This is a genomic window from Peterkaempfera podocarpi (genome assembly GCF_042466665.1).
Lineage (GTDB): Bacteria > Actinomycetota > Actinomycetes > Streptomycetales > Streptomycetaceae > Peterkaempfera > Peterkaempfera podocarpi.
Genome location: NZ_CP162102.1, coordinates 8,285,511 through 8,305,305 on the forward strand (window position 1 = coordinate 8,285,511; position 19,795 = coordinate 8,305,305).

A 19,795-nucleotide genomic window follows, 5' to 3' on the forward strand; every position below is an offset into this window, starting at 1 on the left:
GGCGAGGTGGGGAGCGTGGGGAGCCGTGTTCCTCGGGGCTCTCTTGACGGTGGTCTGGTGCGGGGCGGGAGTCGTCCCGTGAGGGCAAGGTTGTGCAGTCGGGCGATGCCGGGCATCTTCATCCGCGCGAAGACGTGCTCGACCTCGACGCGGGTCCGGACCTTCGGTGGAAGGTGTTCTGCTCCTCATTCGATGCAGGCATTTCGGTCTGGCCGCGTTCACTGTGGTGCGGGATGTCCAGGCCCGCGCTCCTATAGCCGCCGTCCGCGATGACCGAGGCCCGGCCGGGCTCGACGGCGACCCGGGCCGCATGGTCCTGCCGGAGCCGGACTCGCCAGCTCGTGCGACCGCCGAACCCCACGGGCCTCGGCGGTACTGGGCCGTCGGCGCTGGGCGACGGGGAAGCGCGTACCCGCCCGCGGGCCAGTCGCACGCGCAACCCGACCGTCACCGGTTGTCACAGCGGCGGTTCCTTCTGTGAGCAATCTGCGGGCACGGGTTGGTCTCGGCGGTGGTTGGCGTGCCCGGCAGGTGGCACTCAGGGACCAGGTTCGGGTGGCCCGGGTCACAGCGACCAGGGGGGCAGTGGGAGGGCGGGAGTGAAGCGCCTCACACGGGCCCAGGGGTGTACGACGCCCGGCAGTAGGCGCGGCTGCGGCGAGCGGGCGACGGCCGTGCCAGCAAATAACCTCATCCAGATGTTTATCTGCAGAATCCAGACAAAGCAGGCTAAAGGTGCAGGTCATCGCGCTTCGCGCCGATCCGCCGCGGCCTGCCCGGCCCCGCGATGCCGGCGTTCCGGAGGGGCTCCGGCCACGGCCACCGGCCCCCGCAACGGGCAGCCGGTCTACGGGTTCGGGTCGTAGGTGGGGTGTTTGCCGGGGGCGGCCGGGTCGTCCACGGTGGGACGAGTCCGAACGGCGCAGCGGATCGCATCCCGCGGTCTGTGAGCGTCCCGCCCGGCACCAACCGACACCGGGTGCCACGGGCGCCGGGGTTACCGTCCCGGACCGCCCAGCCAACCGATCGAGGTCCCCAGCTTGATGCGCTTCGCCCTTCCCCGCCGCCTGCACACCACCGCCGCTGTCCTGGCCACCACCGCGGGCCTGGCCTCGGTGGCCGCCATCGCCGCTCCGGCCGCCTCCGCGGCCACCGCACAGCAGGCGACCCGGACGAGCGCGCACCACCAGCAGGTCGACGCGCGCACCTTCGCCGCCACCACCGGCACGTCCCCTGCCGCTGCCAAGGCGCTGGCCAAGTCGATGGTCCCCGCCTCGCAGTGGGCCGCGTTCAACCACATCGTGACCCACGAGTCCGACTGGGACGTCCACGCCACCAACGGCTCCTCCGGCGCCTACGGCCTGTGCCAGGCCCTGCCGGGCTCCAAGATGGCCTCCGCCGGCTCCGACTGGCGCACCAACCCCGCCACCCAGATCAAGTGGGCCATGACGTACATGAACGACCGCTACGGCAGCCCCAACGCCGCCTGGAACTTCTGGCAGACCCACCACTGGTACTGAGCCGACCCCGGCACACCAGCACCACCACCGAACGCCCCCGGGACACCCCCGGGGGCGTTCGGCCGTTCCCAGTCATCTCAAGGGCAGCGCGGCTTTCGCAGGGGCGAGGGGCCGAGATTTAGACAAGCAACTTGGCAAAGTTACTTGATGGGTTTTAGGGTGGCGGAGTGAACACCAACCCCGTGTCGCAGCAGCCCGCGATGCCTGCGCCGACTGCACAGCGGCTCCAAGACGCGATGACACGGTTGCGCGCACGCCTGCGCTCTGAGTCCGGGCAGAACGCGACCGGCCTGACCGCCACGCAGCTTGGCGTGCTGGCGAGCGTGGTGCGGGAGGGCCCCGTGACGGCGGCCGGGCTCGCCGCAGCGGAGCACGTGAGCGCGCAGGCCATCGCGCAGAGCCTGGCCGTGCTCAAGGCTGCCGGTCTCGTGCACAGCGAGCCAGATCCGCAGGACGGTCGCAAGAAGCTGATCAGCGCCGACGCATCTGCGGCCGAGCTGGTCGACCGGCTCCTGTCGGGCCGCGCCACCTTCCTTGCGCGCGCCATCGACCAGATGGTCGCCCCCGAGGAACGCGCGATCGTCGAGAAGGCCATCGAGCTCCTCGAGCGGCTCGCCGAAGCCGACCTCAGCGGTGGCGGCATATGAACTCTGCCGTCAGCCAGAGCGACACTTCGCCCGGTGACCTGAAGCGCAATCCCTTCGGGTGGAGGTTGACCACCCCGCTCTACGTGGGTTCCGCCCTCAACCCGATCAACAGCTCCATCATCGCGACCGCCCTGGTACCCATCGCCACCGAACTGAACGTGGCGGTCGGCGCCACCGCCGTGCTGGTCTCCTCGCTCTACCTGGCCAGCGCCGTCGCGCAGCCCACCGCGGGCAAGCTGGCGGAAGTACTCGGCGCACGCCGCGTCTTCCTGTCCGGCATCCTGTTCGTGCTGCTCGGTGGTGTGGTCGGCGGCCTCGGCCAGAACCTGGCCATGCTCACCGTCGCCCGGGTCCTGATCGGCATCGGCACCTCGGCCGCCTTCCCCTGCGCGATGGTGCTGATCCGGCGCCGTGCCCAGGACGCCAGGCTCGACGCGCCGCCCGGCGGGGTGCTCGGCGGTATTGCGATCGCCGGCATGGCCACCGTCGCCGTCGGCCCTCCGGTCGGCGGACTCCTGGTCGGCGCCGCCGGCTGGCGGTGGGCCTTCCTGATCAACATCCCGGTCACCGCGACCGCCCTGCTCATGGCGGTGAGCTGGCTGCCCAAGGACCCCCCGCTCGACCGCGAGCAGAGCGGTTGGCGCCAGGTCGCCGACCGGATCGACCTGCCCGGCATCCTGGGCTTCGTCGCTTCCATGACCGCCCTGGTCGTCTTCCTCATGGGCCTGCCCCACCTCGGGTGGATCGCCCTGCTCCTCTTCGTGGTGGCCGCCGTGCCCACCGTGTGGTGGGAGCTGCGCAGGGCCGCGCCGTTCTTCGACTTCCGGGGGCTTGCCGCCAACAGCGCCCTCGCCCGCACCTACCTGCGTCAGGCGCTCACCCTGCTCGGCGTCTACTCCGTGATGTACGGCATGACGCAGTGGATGGAAGCCGCGCACGGCCTGTCCACCGTGGCGTCCGGACTCCTACTGCTGCCGATGGGGGCTGTCTCCGCCCTGCTCTCACGCCCGCTCGCCAGTCGCAACCTGGTACGCGGACCGCTGATCACCGCGGCCGTCACCATGGTGCTCGGCTCGATCGGCATCGTGCTGCTCACCTCGCACAGCCCGGCCATCGCGATCGTGCTGGTGTCCCTTGTCTTCGGTGTCACGTCCGCTGCCACCACGGTGGGCAACCAGACCGCGCTCTACCTCGCCGCGCCGCCCGACCAGATCGGCACCACGTCCGGCCTGTTCCGGACCTTCGGCTACCTCGGCACCATCATCTCGGCCGTGATCGGCAGCATCGTCTTCCGGGACGGCGTAACCGACCACGGACTGCACATCCTCGGCCTCGTGCTGGCCGCGGCAGGCGCCGCAGTCCTCCTGCTGACCGTTCTCGACCGACGCCTGATGCGGCGCGGCACGGACCGGGAGCCCGGCACCCCGAACCGAACCAACCACCCCACGAACACCGCGAACACAGCAACAACCCGCAAGGAGACCCAGGCATGACCACCGACGCCACCCCCGCCTTCCCCGCGATCGACCCCCGGCGGACCGCTCTGCTGGCGATGGACTTCCAGAACGGCATCGTCCCCATCGTTCCTGAGTCCGATGCGCTCATCGAGCGGGTCAAGGGTGCGATAGACGACGTCCGCGCCGCCGGCGGCACCATCGGCTATGTGCGCGTCGCCTTCACCGAGGACGACTGGAGCGCGGTCCCCGAGACCAACAAGGTCTTCAGCGCGGTCGCCGCCGCGAAGCGGCTGCACCACGAGGATGCCGCCACGCAGATCGACGCGCGGATCGCCCCCGAGGACGGCGACATCGTCGTTCGGAAGATCCGTGTCGGCTCGGTCTCCACCACCGACCTTCACGAGCAGCTGCGCGACCGCGGTATCGACACCCTGATCCTCTCCGGGATCAGCACCGGCGGCGTCGTCCTGTCCACCCTCATCGACACGGCCGACCGCGACTACCGCGTCTTCGTCCTCTCCGACGGGGTCGCCGACCCCCACCCGGAGGTTCACCGGGTCCTGGTCAACGAGGTGTTCCCGTCCCGCGCCCACCTCATCGACACGACCCAGCTCTCGGAGCTGCTCAACGCCGCCTGATACGGCAACTCTGGGCGGACTCCGGGGTCCGCCGGACGGTACCAGCGCTTCGTACCGCGCAGGCCGGACATCTCAGCCAGGTGTCCGGCCGGCGGCTTGGCGCGTGCCAACACGGTGTTGTCTCTGTCGGAATGCGCGTGGATATTCCGATCAAGGCGTTCCGGTACCGGGATCTCACCGACGCAGTGATGTTGCTGCGGGCCCGACCCACCCCCCTCGGTCAACAGGCTTGGATCCGGGTCGGGGTGGGCAGCGGAACTGGATGCTGATCCCCGGCAGTCTGGACGTCAGCGAGGACGTACGCCGGATCGCCGTCCTCGTAGGGTGCGCCCGCGCACCGCTCGGCCGGCCGGACCACCGACACCAGCCCGGCGTCCGCGGCCACGTCACCCCGCCGGCCTATCCGGTCACCGAGGTCCGTGCCGCACAGCAGGCCCTGGCGTTATACGAGGGACAGCCGACAGCTGGTTGTACCTCTCGTCTCCCAGGAGCCTCCCATGACTGCAGAACTGGCCGGATCCACCGCTCTTGTCACTGGCGCCACCGCCGGCATCGGCCGGACGATTGCCCTTCGCCTGGCCGCCTTGGGTGCCTCGGTCGTCGTCCATGGGCGGGACAAGCAGCGCGGTGCCGAGACCATCGAAGAAGTCGCCGCCGCGGGCGGAAGCGCCCGGTTCGTTGCCGCGGATCTGAGCAAGCCTGAGGACGTGCTCCGTCTTGCCGCCGAAGCAGGCGAGGTGGACGTTCTGATCAACAACGCTGGCATCTATCGGTTCGCCAGCACCCCGGACACCACATCCGAGCTGTTCGACACCCATATGGCCATCAACACGCGTGCTCCGATGCTCCTGGTCGGCGCACTCGCACCGGCCATGGCCACACGGGGACGCGGCACCATCGTGAATCTCAGTACAGAGGCAGCCACCACGCCGGTCCGGGGCACGGCAGCCTATGGAGCCTCCAAAGCCGCGCTCGAACTCCTCACCCGCCTGTGGGCCGACGAGTTCGGCGCCCGGGGCGTCCGTGTGAATGCCGTGGCCCCCGGCCCTGTCCATACCCCGGGGACGAAGGAGATGGGGGATGAAACCCTCCAGATGATTGGCCGAACCACCGTACTGGGGCGGGTCGCAGAGCCTGAGGAGATCGCGGAAGCAGTTCTGTTCCTTGCTTCCTCCCGCGCCAGCTACATCACCGGCACGGTCCTTGCGGTCAGCGGCGGACAGCTCGCGATCGGCTGACTTCGACCAGGGGCCGGTGGCAGCAATGGGGGGGCCGGACCAGATGTGGACGCTGTCGCAGACAAGATGACAGGCCGTCGTCGAGCTCGCCGGTGCGCCCGCCCCCGGTGGCAGCAGTGCAGCCGCGGTCCGTGCATGCCCGCGTCCGGGACCGTGCCGTCAGCGGTCTGATGACGGCGAGGCGTGGATGGGGCTGGGCCGGCTGCTACAATGAGCGTGTTGGCCTTCGGCGCCCCAACGGGTGCGCTCGGAGGCTTTTTTCATGCCTTCAGACACATCCCGGTCCAGCACGCCTCCCACCACCGGCTACCTCGGCCTGCTCCGCAACCGTGAGTTCGCCGGGTTGTACGCCGGCTTCACCCTCACCGTCGCAGCGAGCACCTTGTCGGGCTTTGCTCTCGGCACACTGGTCAACCACCAGACCCGATCCCCGTTTCTGACAGCCGTGAGCATGTACGGCGCCACGTTCGCGACGGTACTCGGGGCGCTGACAATGTCGGTCGCGGACGGGAGCCGTCCTCGCCGGACTCTTGTCGCCCTCCAGTGCCTCTCGCTGGTGGGCATTGCTGCACAGGCGCTTCCGGGGCTGCCGCTGGCTGCCCGGTTCGGTCTGCTCCTGGTGCTGGGGTTCTTCCAGTCCCTGGGGAACGGAACGCGGATGGGGCTGCTCGCCGAAGTGGTGCCGACCTCTATGTACGCGCTCGCACGATCGCTCATGAACATCACCTCGGGTGGCACGGCCGTCCTCGGCTACGCCATCGGCGCCGTACTGCTGGGGTACCTGAGCCCGCAAGAGGTCTTCATCGCCGCAACGGCCCTGACCGGAGTCGGGCTGGTCGTTGTGGCAACGACTGTCCGGGAACGCTCGATCCGCCTCACCCGTCGCCCCGGACTGCGCCGGACCTGGACGACGAACATCGCGCTCTTCTCCCACTCCGGCCAGCGCGCGGTGCTGCTGAACCTGTGGGTCCCGAACGGGCTGATCGTCGGCTGCGAGGCCCTGTTCCTCTCCTACGCCCCGGATCACGCCGGAGCCCTGCTGGCTGCCGGATCGGCAGGCATGCTCCTCGGTGACCTGACCGTCGGGCGACTCTTCACCGCCGACCAGCGACGCCGCTGCGCATTCGCCCTGCGACTGCTGCTCGCCATGCCTTACCTGCTGTTCGCCGCCCACCCACCCATGGTGATGGCGACAGCCGTGGTGTTCATCGCCAGTGCCGGGTTTGCCGCCACCCTGCCCCTCCAGGAACAGCTTCTCGCGGTGACCCCCGATCCGATCCGCGGTCAGGTCCAGGGAGTTGAGTCCGCCGGCCGAATGACGTGGCAGGGCATCGGAGCCGCGATCGCCGGCGGCGTTGCCCAACACCTCACCCCCGGCACGGCCATCACTGCGCTTGCCGCAGTCTCCGTCGCCATCACCGTCTTCTCCCGGCCCTTCGTGGTCCGCGCCCGAGCCGTCGGCATCGAGCCGGCACAGGTATAGCCGCACCAAGCGGGTGGCCGAGTGCGCGAACCTGCCACGACGGCAGGAACGGCGGGCGTGTCGACCACGCCTGCCGCGCTGCTCGTCGGCGGCGTCCGGGTCACGGAGGGCCGGAGGCCGCCGGGCGGGTCGGGGAGCTGGACGGAGTACCGACACCACCATGGTGAAGTGGTGCCGCCCGTACGGTCAGAGGCGGAACCGCCGCGCCGGCTCCCGAGCCGAGGAACCCGCCAAGGCCCGCTGACCGCCCCACCGGCCGGCCGAAGGGACCCCGGACTACTCGCCCGACCTGGTCCAGAACTGACGCGGCGCGAACCCCTCACGCCGCAACCAGTGCTCGGTATAGACGATCCGGTCCGCCTCGATCACGACGAGAGGCCCGGACGGAGGTTCGTCCAGGGAGCGCGACCGCTCGACGTGGTCGGACTGCCAACGGAAAGCCGGCCAGTAGTGTTCAACATCAGGGTCGCCCTCCGACAGCACACGAGCCTGCCCGAAGACCTGAGCCCCTCGGCTGCTGGCCTGCCCGACCAGCGGAGCGAAGATTCCCACCGACACCAGGGGATCGGCTGCAAGGTTCCTCATCTTCGGCGATGCGGGAGCCGTGCTGAACATCACCGCGAAGTCGAGGTGGAAGTACCGCACCGGCGTCGCGAGCGGCCCCTCCGGCCCGGCTGTCGCGAGCACGCACATGTTCTGCGACGACAGCAGGTTGAGTATGCGTTCTTCCAGGCGCTCTCGATCGAGGCGCTTCTTCGGGGACGGGCCGGCCAGCCACGGATTGGTCACAGGCATGATCGAGGATCCCATGCCTCACCCCTTGGCTCCCGGAACCGCGGCCGCCATGGCCATCGGCAGCGCCGTCAGAACTCGTCGGCATCCCCTCAGTTGTCAATCATCGACTGCCGCCGTAAGTCATCGGCAAACGCTGTCGCTTGAAGTGAACGAAGCCAAGCCTGGGCGTGCCCTGTGTGGGTGCGGATACGTCATCCCTACGGGTCGAGGCCTTGATCGCTGATCTGCCGCGGTGTTCGACGCTTGCCCCGCCGTCGTCAGCCATGCGCCGGCACGCACAGCCACGCGAGGCCCGCGGCGGCCAGGTAGGCGAGCGCGCCGATGGCCATGCTGGTGCGTAGCCCGGCGCTGTAGTCGGCGGCGGTGGCGAGCAGGCTGCCGCCGAGCGCTACGCCGGTGGCGCTGCCGATCTGACGGGCGGTGTTGAACAGGGCGGAGGCGGCCCCGGAGTAGGCCGGGGGCGCCGCGCCCATCACCGTGGCGGCTCCGCCGGTGAGGGCGAAGGAGGTACCGAACCCGGCGGCCATCATCGGGGCCACCAGGAGCGGGTAGGCGGGGTCGGTTCCGGCCGAGGCCCAGCCGGCCAGCCCCAGGGCGGCGAGGAGCATGCCGGAGATCACCAGCGGACGGTCGCCGGTGCGGCGGGTCAGACGTCCGGACAGGACGGAGGCGAACATGGTCATCGCCACTGCCGGAAACAGCGCCAGCCCGGTGCGGAGTGCGCTGAAGCCGCGCTGGTGCTGGAATTCCAGGCTGGCGGTGAACACCATGCCGTAGAAGCCGAAGTTGAACAGCAGGCCGATGACGGATCCGCCGCTCATCGCCCGAGAGCGCAGCAGGCTCAGCGGAAGGGCGGGGGAGCGGGCCAGCCGCTCGCGTGCCGCGAACGCCGCGGCGGCCAGCACGGCCAGGCTCACTCCGGCGATGACAGCCGGATCGGACCAGCCCCGCCGTCCGGCCTCGTTGAGCGCCGCGGTCAGCAGCGCCACCGCGGCTACGACCGCGCACTGCGCGGGCCAGTCCAGGGCTCGGTCGGCGCGCCGGGGTGAGCACGCCACGTGTCGCAGCGTCAGCATCAGGCAGGCCACACCGACGGGCAGGTTGATGAGGAACACCCAGCGCCAACCCACCGTGGAGACGAGCAGCCCGCCCACCAGCGGCCCGGCGGAGGCCGCGATGCCCGCCATCGAACCCCACAGTCCAAAGGCCCGCGAACGTGCGGCCGGCGCTGGGTAGGCCTGCTGGAGCAGGGCCAGAGAACCGGGCACGATCAGTGCTGCGCCGAGCCCCTCCACCAGCCGGGCCGCGACCAGGAAGGCGGCGTGCGGCGCGAGCGCGCACGCGGCCGAAGACACCGTGAACACCGCCACGCCCCAGCAGAAGACCCGACGGTTGCCCAGCCGGTCGCCCAGTGCGCCACCGGCCAGCAGGAACCCGGCGAAGACCAGGGTGTACCCGTCGGTGATCCACTGGATGCCGGTGAGCGAGGCCGACAGTTCCCGGCCGACCACCGGCACGGCGACGTTGATGATCGTCACATCCAGGATCACCATGAAATACCCGGCGCACACCGCCAGCAGCGGTGTCCAGGACCGTCGCTCGGACTCGGGAGCCGACTGAGGTGAGGGCATGATCTCACCATTACCACCGACTCCGCGTTGCCGCCGGGCCCGACCCGGCTCAGGGAGCGGCCATGTGTGACCCGGACCAGCTGGATGGCGAAGCCGAGCGGTGCCGGCCCCGGCCCGCGGGCTCCTGCTCATGGCGTAACCGCGTGTCACGCCGCTCTGGCCGGGTGTTGCGTCCACCGGCCGATGTGTGAGTCCCGGTCAAAGGTGGTCTTCGGTCGGGCGCGGGTGTGGCGCCGAGGGACGGAGGCCGGAAGTCGCAGGCCGCGATCTGGTCCGCCTCGGCCTGCGGCACCCGCGGCAGGACGCTCACCGCGATCCGGATCGCCGAGAACCCCCGGCGTCGCCATGGTTCTCCACGTGTTGCGGTCAGCCGTACATCGCCACGCGGTAGAGGGCCGCAAGTGCCGCGTCGAGGGGGTGGGGCTGGGGCCTGCCGGAGGCGTCGAGCCTGTTCCACCTCTGCAGGTTCACCGCGACGGCCATCTGCCGCCTGCCGTCGGCGCGGGTCATGGCCAGCGCTCCGGCACCCCAGGCCGTGCCGCCGTGACCCCAGAAGGTGCCCTGACCGGGAGCCTCGATCGGGTGCAGGCCGAGGCCGTAGTCGATCGTCCTTCCCTCCCGGGAGACGACCGGGACGGTGCGTTGCATCTGCGCCAGCGACGACGGGCTGACGATCTCGCCGGCAAGCAGCATGGTGAAGAAGCGGTTGAGATCGGTGACGGTCGATATCAGCGAGGCCGCGGGCCCCACCCATGACATGTCGTAGACGCTGTAGTCGCGCGGCGGGTCGATCATGCCGAACCACGCCTCGTACATCCGCGAGTGCGGCCCGTGGAGGTACGGCTCGGTGGGGAGTTCGGTGTCCCGGAGCCCTGCGCGCTCGATGATGTTCCGGGTGATGTACCGCTCGGCGGTGGTGCCGGTCACCTGGTGCAGGAGTTCGCCGAGGAGCAGGTAGTTGGTGTTGGAGTACACCCCAGGAGTGCCGCCCGGGGCGCCGACGGCAGGTGCGCCGACCCCCAGGTCGATCAGTTCGGTGGGGTGAAACCGTGTAAAGCGGTTGTCGTCCAGGCTCTGGGGCCCGGTGTCCGCGAGGGCGGGAAACGCCTTGAGGGAGGGGTAGGCGTACGGGAGGTACTCGGCGAGGCCGCTCGTGTGGTTGATCAGCATCCGGACTGTGATCGCCTCACCGCGTTCTCCGGGAACCAGCCTCGGAAGGTACCGGCCGATCGGTGTGTCGAGGCCGATCTCACCGCCTTCGACCTGCTGCAGGACCGCGGCAGCGGTGAAGGTCTTGGTGATGCTGCCGACGCGGTGCCGCAGGTCGGCGGTGACGGGACGGCCGGTGGCGACATCGGCGACCCCGGCGGCGCCGCGCCATACCTGTTCGCCGTCACGTACCTCGGCGAACAGGCCGGGTATCCCGGCGCGGTGGACGTCCTCAAGGGCGGCGTTCAGCGCCGCGGCATTCAGTGGGTTCCTCACAACATGCGTCCTTTCGTGTCCCGGGGTGGGCTTCCACCTCGGTCTCCCGACTCGGGTGACAGGGCATGAGTGGCATGCCGATCCGCCTGCTGGCGGGCGCCTCGGCTTGCTCCATTCCATTATGCACGCGGTGCGTGCAACGCCAAGTGCATCGGTAGACTGAGAGGCGGCGAGAGGAGCGGGATGACAGGCCGAAGGCGTTGGTCGACCGAGGAGATCCTGGATGCGGCGGCGGAGCTGCTGCGCACGGGCGACGCCGAGTCGTTCAGTGTGCGCAAGCTCGCTGCGGCCCTCGGGACCGACTCCTCCAGCCTCTATCGGCATTTCCGCAGCAAGACAGAGCTGCTGCGAGCGCTCGCCGACCGTATTCTCATGGCCGCCATGGACGGCTACCGCCCCGAGGGCGACTGGAAGCAGCGGATCACCGCCTTGGCCCTGCGCGTCAGAGAGGCCTTCGGTCAGCAGCCCCAGGTGGCCATGGTGTGGGGACGCTATGCGTCCAGCGGCACCGGCTCCCGGCTGATCATGGAAGAGGTGCTGCAGGCCCTGCGAGCGTCGGGACTGCCCGACGAGGAGATCCCGGCGCGCTACCACCGGATCGCGGTCCTGCTCACCGCACTGATCGCCTCCGAGGCCGGGGTCAGCACCATCACCCCCCAGGAGCACGAACAGGGTTTGGAACTGTTCCGCGTTGCGGTGCTGGGCGCCGACCCCGAACGCTTCCCCGCCCTGGCCCACTTCGCCCGGGATGTCCATCCCCTCGGGGCAGACCGCCGTGCCGCATTCGAAGAGATCCTCGCCGCCCAACTCGCCCACATCGAGGCCGCAATCAGTCCGAGTTGATGCTCTGACCGGGAAGGCCCGCCGGGGTTGGATCATGCTGGTCCGTCACATCGCGCGCTGAACTGCCGTGGCGGTCCGAAGTGGGCCTCGATGGGGTGGCCAGTGCGCGTTGGCGAGGGTGAAGTACGGCTCGACCCGGTTCTTCTTCGGACCCGTACGCTGATGGTCCAGTTGGGATTCACGGCCGGGATCGCACGTGAGGGAGTGCCAGCCGCGATTCAGGCCGGCAAGCGCTGGGTCGTCGAGCGCACGCACCGCATGGATGAACGGCTACGGCAAGCTCCGGCCCTGCACAGAGAAGAGCGGCAGCGTCGTGGACTTCCCCCTTTACCTCGCCGCCGCTCTCGTCATGCTCCGCATGCTGGTCCGCCGGGCAACGAGCCGCTACCGCTGGGGCGGCCGCCCCACCACTCGACGCCTCAAGTGATCCATTTCCGGCCGGTCACGCATGGGCCTCCGCACAACGGGACACGTCCTACCGGATGGAGGGAACCGTCGGCCCCTTGGCGATCAGGACGTCGGCTTTGTGGTGCCAGCCGAGGGAGGAGTAGAGGCGCTGGCCTTCCTCGCTGGCAATGAGAAGACCAGTACGGGCACCCTGGGACACGGCGGCCTCCGCCAGAGCGCTCATCATGGCGCGGCCCAGCCCGCGTCGGCGGTGTGCTGCGTCCGTCTGGATGCGATCGGCGATCGCATCACCGCCGACCACGGCAATGAAGCCGCGCGCTGCCAATTCTCCTGAGGGGGCATGGAGGGAGACGACCGTGACCGGTCCCTCCGTGCGCACCTCGCGCTCGTACGGCGCGGCAGGCCCGTGCTGCGGGTGATCCGTCAGATCGGTCGTCATGAACCACTCGGACCGGTTGAGCAACTCCAGTCCGGCGGCGCCGACGATGGCTTCGGCTGTGTCTGGGCGCAGCGTAGGCACAGCGAGCCAGGTGGTCTGCTGCGCGGCGGCGACGGCTGCCGCCAGCCGTGCCAAGGACTCGGGCTCCTCGTCCGCACGCAGCGCGAACACCTCGACCTCGCGGCCGGGTTGGTCGCACTCGGACCGCAGGCCGTCCCCGACGGGCTCGACAGGCTCGGCCTCGGGCAGGGAGCGGGCGACGGTCCAGCCGTCCACCCAACGTCGTATCAGCCCTGGTTCGATCGTCGTCATCCGGCGATTAGAGCATGACCACAAAACCGGTGGGCCAGCGAACAACGTCCCCCGTTGTTCGCCGCCGCCAGACGATGTCGCCCTCCATGCGCCGGTCGGTCAAATCCGCCGTCGTTCGGCGGAGGGCAGGGTGATTCGGCGTGGCTGGGCCCCGCACAGCGGCGGGTTCAAACGGGATGCGGTGACGCCGGTCCGGTCCACGGGCCGGACGATTGAATCGGTGCCGCTGGAGCTCCGGGTGAAACGGGAGACGCTGCGGGCGAGGTGCGCTGCTCCGAGCAGTCGGACGCGGTCTCCGGCGGGTTGAGCGTGGACGAGCGGGCCGAGCCGGCCCGCCTGCGCGACCGTCGGCGCCGGCGGCGGCCAGGCCTTTGCCGAGCCTCCGGCGGCCTTGCTGCGGGGCTGGCGCACAGCGGTGGAGTGGATGCTCGTCGGCTCACGCCCGCTGGGGAGGGAAGCGGTGGCGCGTGTACGGGCGGTGTCACGGGCGCCCGCAGCCGGCACTCCTCGGCCGTGCGGTGAATCGATTTCCACGCCAAAGCCTGCCGCGTCCGTGCGAGCTAGCCTCCCCGAGCCTCTGCGAAAGCCTGTGACTAGGGGTTTCATGGCCGGTGAGGGTTGACGCCCTCGCTGTTCGGCATCAGGATGTGCTCGTTGTGGAATCGATTCATCGAGGTGTCCATGGTTCGACTGAGTGATGTCGCCGCTCGGGCGGGGGTGTCCCTGGGGTCAGCCTCCCGGGCGGTCAACGGGCATCCCGGGGTCGGGGCTGAGCTGCGGGAGCGCGTCGAGGTGGCTGCGCGGGAGCTGGGATACCGGCCCAACCCGTTGGCCAAGGGTCTGCGGATGCGGCGTGCGCAGCTTGTGTCCCTGGTCGTGCCGGACATCACCAACCCGTTCTTCGCCGAGCTTGCCAAGGAGCTGGAGCTGGCGTGCTCGGAGCGGGGCTACCAGCTGACGCTGCGGAACTCCATGGAGTCCGCTGACACGGAACGGGAGGCGGTCCTGTCGGCCGCCGATCACAATCCGAGAGGCGTGGTGGTGGTGCCGACCGGCGGGACGGTCGAGCTGCCCGACACCGGTGAGGTGCCGTTGGTGGTGTGTGACCGCAGCGTCGCCGGGTGCCCGGCCCCCGCGGTGGTCAGCGACAACCGTCTGGGGGCGAGCGCCGCGGTCGCCTACCTGAGAGGACTGGGCCACGAGCGGATCGCCTGCGTGGCCGGACCTGCCGGTGTGCGCGCGGCGGACGAACGCCTCGCGGGATACCTAGCGGTGATGGGCGGCATGCCCGGCGGCGGGCAACTCGTCACGCGGGGTCCGTTCGACTACGAGTTCGGCATGGTGGCCGCGCATCGTCTGTTCGACCAGGACCGGCCGCCGACGGCTGTCTTCGCCAGCAGTGACCAGCAGGCCGTGGGCGTTCTGCACGCCTGTGTGCAGCGGGGACTGCGAGTGCCGGCGGATGTCTCCATATGCGGGTTCGACGCCATCGCGCTGTCGGCGCTGACCTCTCCGCCGCTGACCACCGTGCGGCAGCCGGTCCGGCAGATAGCGGCCAGGGTGACGGGCCTGCTGTTGGACGACGAGGCCGTCTCCCCGTACACGACCGTCAGCCTGCCGACCGAGCTGGTCGTCCGCGAATCCTGCGCGCCACCCCCCTGATCGGGTCCACCGCGCCGTACACGCCCACGGCAGGACCTGCGGGCACGGCCACATCCTCCGCCCCGCAGGGCCGTCACCGTCCGGGCCGATGTTCGGCCGGTCGGTCCACGAGTCGGCTCGACGTCCCACTGCCGTTCCACCGTAAGGAGCCATCCCGCCATGCCATCGCCCACCACATCCGACCGCGCGAGCGTCCGTCCGGCTCCGTCGAGGCGGACCGCAGTGACGCGGGACGGACGCCGCAGTACGCACCTCGCGCCGGGTCTCGCGCTGAGCACGGAGCCGGGCAGTGCCCGATATGCCCGAAGTGAACGAAGTGCCCGCCTGAGCGTGGAGGGTCTGCGATGACGTGGGGAGAGCCGTCCGCAGGAGTCCGGCCCATCGTGGTCTTCGGTTCCCTCAACCAGGACGTCCGGCTGGCAAGCAGCCGCATCGCCCGGCCGGGCGAGACGATCGGCGACGCGAGCATGACCCTGCGGTGGGGAGGCAAAGGGGCGAACCAGGCCGTTGCCGCGGCCCGTCTCGGGGGCGAGGTCCTGCTGGTCTCGGCGGTCGGGGACGACAGCATCGGCCGCGCGGCCCTTGCCGACCTCGACGCCGAAGGTGTGGACCGCCGCCATGTCCGCGCGGTTGCCGAGGCGCCGACCGGTACCGCGGTGGTGATCGTGGACGCCGCCGGTGACAATGCGATCACCGTGGCGCCCGGGGCCAACGCCGCCGTCAGCGCGGACGACCTGGCTGCGGTGCTCGGCGAGGTGCCGGCCGGGGTCCTGGTCACCTGCTTCGAACTGCCGATCGACGCGGTCAGGACGGCGGTCGGCCACGCTGCCGCTGCGGGCTGGGAAGTGATCGTCAACCCCGCTCCGGCCGCGGATCCCCTGGTGGGGGAGTGGCCGGACGGCTGCCTGTTCACCCCGAACGCCCACGAGCTTGTGGCGCTGACCGGCACCACCGACGTCGAGCGCGCCGCGCGGCAGCTGGCCGCCCAGGTCAACGGCACCGTCGTGGCCACCCTCGGCGCCGAGGGGGCGGTCGTGGTGAGCAACGACCGGGTCGAGTGGGTGGCCGCACCCCGCGCGGCCGCGGTGGACACCACCGGCGCCGGCGACACCTTCAACGGAGCCCTGGCCTGGTGCCGTGCGCGGGGCATGGACATCGTCGAGGCCGTCCGTGTCGCGGTGGTCGCAGCCTCGGCGTCCACCGAGCACGAGGGTGCGCGTGAGGGCATGCCGACCCTCGAACAGCTCACGGCGAGGTCGGACCCGGGCCGCCCCGCTCGGGCGGCCGACGGAGGTGGCCCCTCGTGAACCCCTCCGCCCCGCGGGGCGGCGTTCCCGAGGAGCTCGACCATGCCGGCGTACGGTGGTCCACCGCCGCGTCCGCCGCGCTCGGTGAGCAGGTCTCGTACTGGGCGTCGGTTCCGGCGGGTCGCGGGCCGTTCCCCGTTCTCCATCTGCTGCACGGCCGGGGCGACTCCTACGTCGACAGCCTCAGGCTGCTCGGACGGGTGCGGGCGGGCGAGGCGCGGGGGCGCTTCCCACCGCACGTCGTGGTCGGGGTGGACGCGCCGTGGAGCGCCCGGGGGAGCTGGTACGTGGACTCCGTCCATGCGCGCGGCAGGCCGGTCGCCCGGGCGTTGCTGGACGATGTCCTGCCCGCGGTGGAATCCGCCCTGCCCGTCCGTGACGACCGAAACGCCCGCACGGTGGGTGGCTGGTCCATGGGTGCGGCCGGGGCGGTGCGCCTGGCCCTGCTGCGCCCGGAGGTGTTCGGGCGGGTGCTGGCGCTCAGTCCTGCCGTGTACCAGGGGCTGCCGCCGGGGGAGTCCAACACCCGTCGGTACGGGGCCTTCGGGGAGGGCGAACTGCTCTTCTCGGAGGAACGGTGGCGTGCGCTGCACCACGGGCGGCTCCTGGTGGAGCGCGACCGCAGCTTCGACCTGCACCTGGCGCTCGCGGCAGGCGACGCCGAGGTGCCGGGGAGCCGGGAGGCCGTACTGCTGCGCCGTGCGCTGATGCGCTCGGGCGTGGAGGTGGACTTCCGGGTGCTGCCGGGCGGTCATGACTGGTCGGTCTGGTGTCCGGCGTTCGACTGGGCCATGGAGCAACTGTGGTCAATCAGGGCAAATTCGGACAAATGGATTCAATCCACGAGTTGCCTGATCGGCCCTCAGGAAACAAAGTCTTAACATCGGTTGACAGCACATATGTCCCGAGGTCAGGCTGATCGGCATCCCACCTGTAATCGTTTACGGCCATTAAATGACACGGCTGTAATCGATTACCGCCTATCTATCGGAGGCTGGACGTGCGCACTCGGACCGGTTCGTCTCCCACGATCGAGACGATCGCGCGTCACGCCGGAGTCTCCACAGCCTCGGTCTCCCGGGTGCTGCGGGGTCTCGGCGGCCTCCCGGAGACCGTGAAGAAGGTGCAGGCGGCTGCGGCCGAGCTCGGTTATGTGCCCAACGCCATGGCCCGGTCGCTCCGCGGCGGGCAGTCCCGCCAGGTCACCTTCGCCATGCCCGACATCGGCAATCCGGTCTATGTCGCCATGATGCGGCACATCCAGGCGACCGCGGGGGCGGCCGGCTACCGGCTGCTGCTGCACTCCACCCAGGCCGACCCGGTCGAGGAGCTCGCGGCGCTGCGAGCGCTGGCCGACCGCCACTCCGACGGCCTGATCCTGTGCCCGATCCGGGTCACCCCCGCGCACCTCGACGAACTCGGACGGGCAGCCGCGCCGGTCGTGGTCATCGGCTCGCTGCCGGAGGATCTGGCAGTCGACAGCGTGCGGGCCGATTCCGTCACCGGTGCCGAACTGGCCGTGCGCCACCTGGCCGACACCGGCCGCCGCCGCATCGGTTTACTCAATGGACCCGCGGACACCGTCCCCGGAGCGGCGCGGCACCAGGGCTACGAACGGGCGCTCGCCGCATGCGGACTGCGCTACGACGACGCTCTGACCGCATCAGGGCGCTTCGACGCCCAGTCCGGCGAGGAGGCGGCCCGCCGGCTCCTGGACCGGGTCCCCGATCTGGACGCCCTGTTCTGCGCCAACGACCTGATCGCCGTCGGGGCGCTGCGGGCCCTGCGCAGCACCGGGCGCACCGTGCCGCAGGACGTAGCTGTCGTGGGCGTGGACAACACCGATCTCGCCGAGGCCTGCTGGCCTGCACTGACCAGCGTGGACCTCGGCGCCCACGAGCGAGGGCGGCTGGCCGCCGAACTCCTGCTCAGTCGTCTGGGTGATGAGGTCCAGGCGCCGGTCAGCCGGCTCGCAGTTCAGCCGAGGCTGATCGTCCGCGAGTCCTGCGGTGCGTCGGCCGCACATGCCGACCAGGTCGGGGGACCATCTCAGCACAAGGAGATTCCGTGAGCGTCGCAGTCGAGACATCCCCTGCTGCGAAGGGGCGCGGCCGTATCGGCGGCGCGGGCCCGCCCCGCCGACGGCGCAGGTCCCGGCCGCAGACTGCGGGCCGGATGGGACCGGACGTATGGGTGCTGCTTCTGCCCGCACTGATACCGATAGCCGTGCTCAGCCTCGGGCCGCTGCTGTACGGCGTCTACCTGGGCTTCACCGACGCCCGCGCCGGGCTGAACGTCCCCACCGACTTCATCGGGGCTGAGAACTTCAAGGAACTGGTGCACGACGGCCTGTTCTGGAGCTCCTTCAAGATCGGACTGATCTGGACCGTCTCGGTGACCGTGCTGCAGTTCGCACTGTCACTGGGGCTCGCCCTGCTGCTGAACGTCGAAGGCCTGCGGCTGAGGCCACTGGCACGAGTGCTGGCCCTGGTGCCATGGGCGATGCCGCCGGTGGTCATCGGCATCATGTGGCGGCTGGTCTACCACCCGGACGCCGGCATCCTGAACCAGGCCCTGCAGACGGTCGGGCTGCTCCACCACAACGTGGACTGGCTCTCCGGCTTCGCCCTCGCGCTGCCCGCAGTGATCGCGGTGGGCGTCTGGACCGGTATGCCGCAGACCACGGTCACGCTGCTCGCCGCGCTCCAGGGGGTGCCCGCAGACCTGCACGAGGCTGCCGCGCTCGACGGAGCCGGAACCTGGGCGCGTTTCCGAGTGGTCGTCTGGCCTGCGATCAAACCGGTGGTCCTGTCCATCACGTCCCTGAACTTCATCTGGAACTTCAATGAGTTCGGGCTGGTGTACGTGCTCACCGGCGGCGGACCCGGCGGCAAGACCCAGTTGCCGATGCTTTTCGCCTACATGGAGGCCTTCCGTTACGGGCACTTCGGCTACGCCGCAGCGCTCGGTGACGTCATGGTCGTGATCATCGCAGTCCTGCTGGTGGTCTACCTGCGGGCGCAGACAAGGGAGGAGGCGTCGTGAGCTCACCGCACCTGAGAACCCGACCCGCCGTTCGGGGACTGCAGTACCTGGCTCTCCTCGGTTACCTGGTCTTTCTGGTCTTCCCCCTGGCCTGGCTGGTGTCGACCGCCTTCAAGACACCGCAGGAGATCGCCGAGATCCACCCGCACTGGATCCCGCGGAATCCCACCCTGCGGAACTTCTCCGACGCCTTCGACCTCCAGCCGATCCTGCACGCGGCAGGCAACAGCCTCGTGGTGGCCGTCAGCGCGTCCGTGATCACGGTGCTGCTCGCCACGCCGGCCGCCTATGCGGTGGCCCGCCACCGAAGCGCGGTGAGCAAGGGTGCGCTCGGCTGGGTGCTCCTCAGCCAGATCTTCCCCTTCATCCTCATCGTCATCCCGCTGTTCCTGGTGCTGAAGCAGTTCGATCTGATCAACTCACTGCCGGGGCTCGTCCTGGTGTACGTCGTGTGGAACATGCCGTTCGCGCTGTGGATGCTGCGCAGCTATGTACGCGCGGTGCCGCCGGCCCTCGAGGAAGCGGCCGCCGTGGACGGCGCCGGCCGGGTGCGGACCCTGATCTCGGTGGTCTTCCCGCTGCTGGCCCCCGGCGTCGTGGCCACGACGCTCTTTGCCTTCATCAACTCCTGGAACGAGTTCTTCTTCGCCTTGGTGCTCCTCAAGACGCCGGAGAAGTTGACGCTGCCTCTCGTCCTGATCCGTTTCATCGGGGCGGACGGCGTCGCCAGTCTCGGCCCCCTGGCCGCGGCCTCGGTCCTGGCGACCGTGCCCAGCCTCCTCTTCTTCGCCTTCATCCAGCGACGCCTCAGCTCCGGAATGCTCAGCGGAGCAGTCAAGGGCTGACAGCCCGCAGCCGCCGCGCATCCCGCCGCCGGGCGGCCCA

17 protein-coding genes and 2 pseudogenes are annotated in these 19,795 nt (G+C 70.1%); 14 read left to right on the forward strand and 5 right to left on the reverse strand.

The features are described 5' to 3' along the window. Positions 1–74: 74 nt before the first annotated feature. Positions 75–319, reverse strand: a pseudogene (locus AB0761_RS36140) (IS5/IS1182 family transposase); the annotation flags it as partial. Positions 320–1,043: 724 nt separating this feature from the next. Here AB0761_RS36140 and AB0761_RS36145 point away from each other — a divergent pair. The 6 genes from AB0761_RS36145 (at position 1,044) to AB0761_RS36170 (ending at position 6,983) form a co-directional block, all read left to right on the forward strand. Continuing rightward, complete coding sequence (locus AB0761_RS36145; RefSeq protein WP_377267904.1) at positions 1,044–1,520, forward strand: transglycosylase SLT domain-containing protein; 477 nt, start codon at positions 1,044–1,046, stop codon at positions 1,518–1,520. Positions 1,521–1,687: 167 nt separating this feature from the next. Continuing rightward, complete coding sequence (locus AB0761_RS36150; protein WP_377273507.1) at positions 1,688–2,167, forward strand: MarR family winged helix-turn-helix transcriptional regulator; 480 nt, start codon at positions 1,688–1,690, stop codon at positions 2,165–2,167. After that, the gene (locus AB0761_RS36155) at positions 2,164–3,660 is read left to right on the forward strand and encodes an MFS transporter (RefSeq protein ID WP_377273508.1); all 1,497 of its coding nucleotides are present in this window, start codon (positions 2,164–2,166) and stop codon (positions 3,658–3,660) included. Before AB0761_RS36150 ends, AB0761_RS36155 begins: the two co-directional genes overlap by 4 nt. Further along, on the forward strand, positions 3,657–4,262 hold the full coding sequence (locus tag AB0761_RS36160; RefSeq protein WP_377273509.1) for a cysteine hydrolase family protein: 606 nt from the start codon (positions 3,657–3,659) through the stop codon (positions 4,260–4,262). The genes AB0761_RS36155 and AB0761_RS36160 overlap by 4 nt, the downstream gene beginning before the upstream one ends. 497 nt (positions 4,263–4,759) lie before the next feature. Continuing rightward, positions 4,760–5,500: an SDR family NAD(P)-dependent oxidoreductase gene (locus AB0761_RS36165; protein ID WP_377273510.1), complete on the forward strand. Its 741-nt coding sequence runs from the start codon at positions 4,760–4,762 to the stop codon at positions 5,498–5,500. Between the two features lie 262 nt (positions 5,501–5,762). Beyond that, entirely contained in the window at positions 5,763–6,983 is a 1,221-nt protein-coding gene (locus tag AB0761_RS36170) for an MFS transporter (protein ID WP_377273511.1), read from the forward strand. Between the two features lie 276 nt (positions 6,984–7,259). Here AB0761_RS36170 and AB0761_RS36175 read toward each other — a convergent pair whose 3' ends face one another. The 3 genes from AB0761_RS36175 to AB0761_RS36185 form a co-directional block, all read right to left on the reverse strand. Beyond that, positions 7,260–7,793 carry a pyridoxamine 5'-phosphate oxidase family protein gene (locus tag AB0761_RS36175; RefSeq protein ID WP_377273513.1) on the reverse strand — a complete coding sequence of 178 codons (534 nt, stop codon included), beginning with the start codon at positions 7,791–7,793 and terminating at the stop codon, positions 7,260–7,262. Positions 7,794–8,035: 242 nt separating this feature from the next. Then, on the reverse strand, positions 8,036–9,409 hold the full coding sequence (locus tag AB0761_RS36180; RefSeq protein WP_377273514.1) for an MFS transporter: 1,374 nt from the start codon (positions 9,407–9,409) through the stop codon (positions 8,036–8,038). A 366-nt stretch (positions 9,410–9,775) separates the two neighbouring features. Next, positions 9,776–10,894, reverse strand: a complete 1,119-nt coding sequence (locus AB0761_RS36185) for a serine hydrolase domain-containing protein (protein ID WP_377273515.1) — start codon at positions 10,892–10,894, stop codon at positions 9,776–9,778. Between the two features lie 183 nt (positions 10,895–11,077). On the opposite strand from AB0761_RS36185, the gene AB0761_RS36190 reads away from it, so the two are divergent. Together AB0761_RS36190 and AB0761_RS36195 are read left to right on the forward strand one after the other, a co-directional pair. After that, on the forward strand, positions 11,078–11,737 hold the full coding sequence (locus AB0761_RS36190; RefSeq protein WP_377273516.1) for a TetR/AcrR family transcriptional regulator: 660 nt from the start codon (positions 11,078–11,080) through the stop codon (positions 11,735–11,737). A gap of 168 nt (positions 11,738–11,905) precedes the next feature. Next, positions 11,906–12,164 (forward strand): annotated as a pseudogene (locus AB0761_RS36195) (IS5/IS1182 family transposase); the annotation flags it as partial. 48 nt (positions 12,165–12,212) lie between these two features. Here AB0761_RS36195 and AB0761_RS36200 read toward each other — a convergent pair. Then, a complete protein-coding gene (locus tag AB0761_RS36200; RefSeq protein WP_377273517.1) occupies positions 12,213–12,896 on the reverse strand; it encodes a GNAT family N-acetyltransferase in 684 nt (227 codons plus the stop codon). A 681-nt stretch (positions 12,897–13,577) separates the two neighbouring features. On the opposite strand from AB0761_RS36200, the gene AB0761_RS36205 reads away from it, so the two are divergent. The 6 genes from AB0761_RS36205 (at position 13,578) to AB0761_RS36230 (ending at position 19,755) form a co-directional block, all read left to right on the forward strand. After that, on the forward strand, positions 13,578–14,558 hold the full coding sequence (locus AB0761_RS36205; RefSeq protein WP_377273518.1) for a LacI family DNA-binding transcriptional regulator: 981 nt from the start codon (positions 13,578–13,580) through the stop codon (positions 14,556–14,558). A gap of 344 nt (positions 14,559–14,902) precedes the next feature. Further along, entirely contained in the window at positions 14,903–15,865 is a 963-nt protein-coding gene (locus tag AB0761_RS36210) for a ribokinase (protein ID WP_377273519.1), read from the forward strand. Further along, positions 15,862–16,746 carry an alpha/beta hydrolase gene (locus tag AB0761_RS36215; protein ID WP_377273520.1) on the forward strand — a complete coding sequence of 295 codons (885 nt, stop codon included), beginning with the start codon at positions 15,862–15,864 and terminating at the stop codon, positions 16,744–16,746. The genes AB0761_RS36210 and AB0761_RS36215 overlap by 4 nt, the downstream gene beginning before the upstream one ends. A 119-nt stretch (positions 16,747–16,865) precedes the next feature. Beyond that, positions 16,866–17,936: a LacI family DNA-binding transcriptional regulator gene (locus AB0761_RS36220; protein ID WP_377273521.1), complete on the forward strand. Its 1,071-nt coding sequence runs from the start codon at positions 16,866–16,868 to the stop codon at positions 17,934–17,936. Further along, positions 17,933–18,910: a carbohydrate ABC transporter permease gene (locus AB0761_RS36225; protein WP_377273522.1), complete on the forward strand. Its 978-nt coding sequence runs from the start codon at positions 17,933–17,935 to the stop codon at positions 18,908–18,910. Before AB0761_RS36220 ends, AB0761_RS36225 begins: the two co-directional genes overlap by 4 nt. Next, positions 18,907–19,755 (forward strand): carbohydrate ABC transporter permease, encoded by an 849-nt coding sequence (locus AB0761_RS36230; RefSeq protein WP_377273523.1) that lies wholly within the window; start codon positions 18,907–18,909, stop codon positions 19,753–19,755. The genes AB0761_RS36225 and AB0761_RS36230 overlap by 4 nt, the downstream gene beginning before the upstream one ends. Positions 19,756–19,795 lie beyond the last annotated feature (40 nt).

What these genes read in the sequence shown, in the direction of transcription:
- AB0761_RS36145 (WP_377267904.1), top strand. Translation starts at nt 1,044, where the DNA reads ATGCGCTTCGCCCTTCCCCGCCGCCTGCACACCACCGCCGCTGTCCTG.
- AB0761_RS36155 (WP_377273508.1), top strand. Translation starts at nt 2,164, where the DNA reads ATGAACTCTGCCGTCAGCCAGAGCGACACTTCGCCCGGTGACCTGAAG.
- AB0761_RS36160 (WP_377273509.1), top strand. Translation starts at nt 3,657, where the DNA reads ATGACCACCGACGCCACCCCCGCCTTCCCCGCGATCGACCCCCGGCGG.
- AB0761_RS36165 (WP_377273510.1), top strand. Translation starts at nt 4,760, where the DNA reads ATGACTGCAGAACTGGCCGGATCCACCGCTCTTGTCACTGGCGCCACC.
- AB0761_RS36170 (WP_377273511.1), top strand. Translation starts at nt 5,763, where the DNA reads ATGCCTTCAGACACATCCCGGTCCAGCACGCCTCCCACCACCGGCTAC.
- AB0761_RS36175 (WP_377273513.1), bottom strand. Translation starts at nt 7,793, where the DNA reads ATGGGATCCTCGATCATGCCTGTGACCAATCCGTGGCTGGCCGGCCCG.
- AB0761_RS36180 (WP_377273514.1), bottom strand. Translation starts at nt 9,409, where the DNA reads ATGCCCTCACCTCAGTCGGCTCCCGAGTCCGAGCGACGGTCCTGGACA.
- AB0761_RS36190 (WP_377273516.1), top strand. Translation starts at nt 11,078, where the DNA reads ATGACAGGCCGAAGGCGTTGGTCGACCGAGGAGATCCTGGATGCGGCG.
- AB0761_RS36200 (WP_377273517.1), bottom strand. Translation starts at nt 12,896, where the DNA reads ATGACGACGATCGAACCAGGGCTGATACGACGTTGGGTGGACGGCTGG.
- AB0761_RS36205 (WP_377273518.1), top strand. Translation starts at nt 13,578, where the DNA reads ATGGTTCGACTGAGTGATGTCGCCGCTCGGGCGGGGGTGTCCCTGGGG.
- AB0761_RS36210 (WP_377273519.1), top strand. Translation starts at nt 14,903, where the DNA reads ATGACGTGGGGAGAGCCGTCCGCAGGAGTCCGGCCCATCGTGGTCTTC.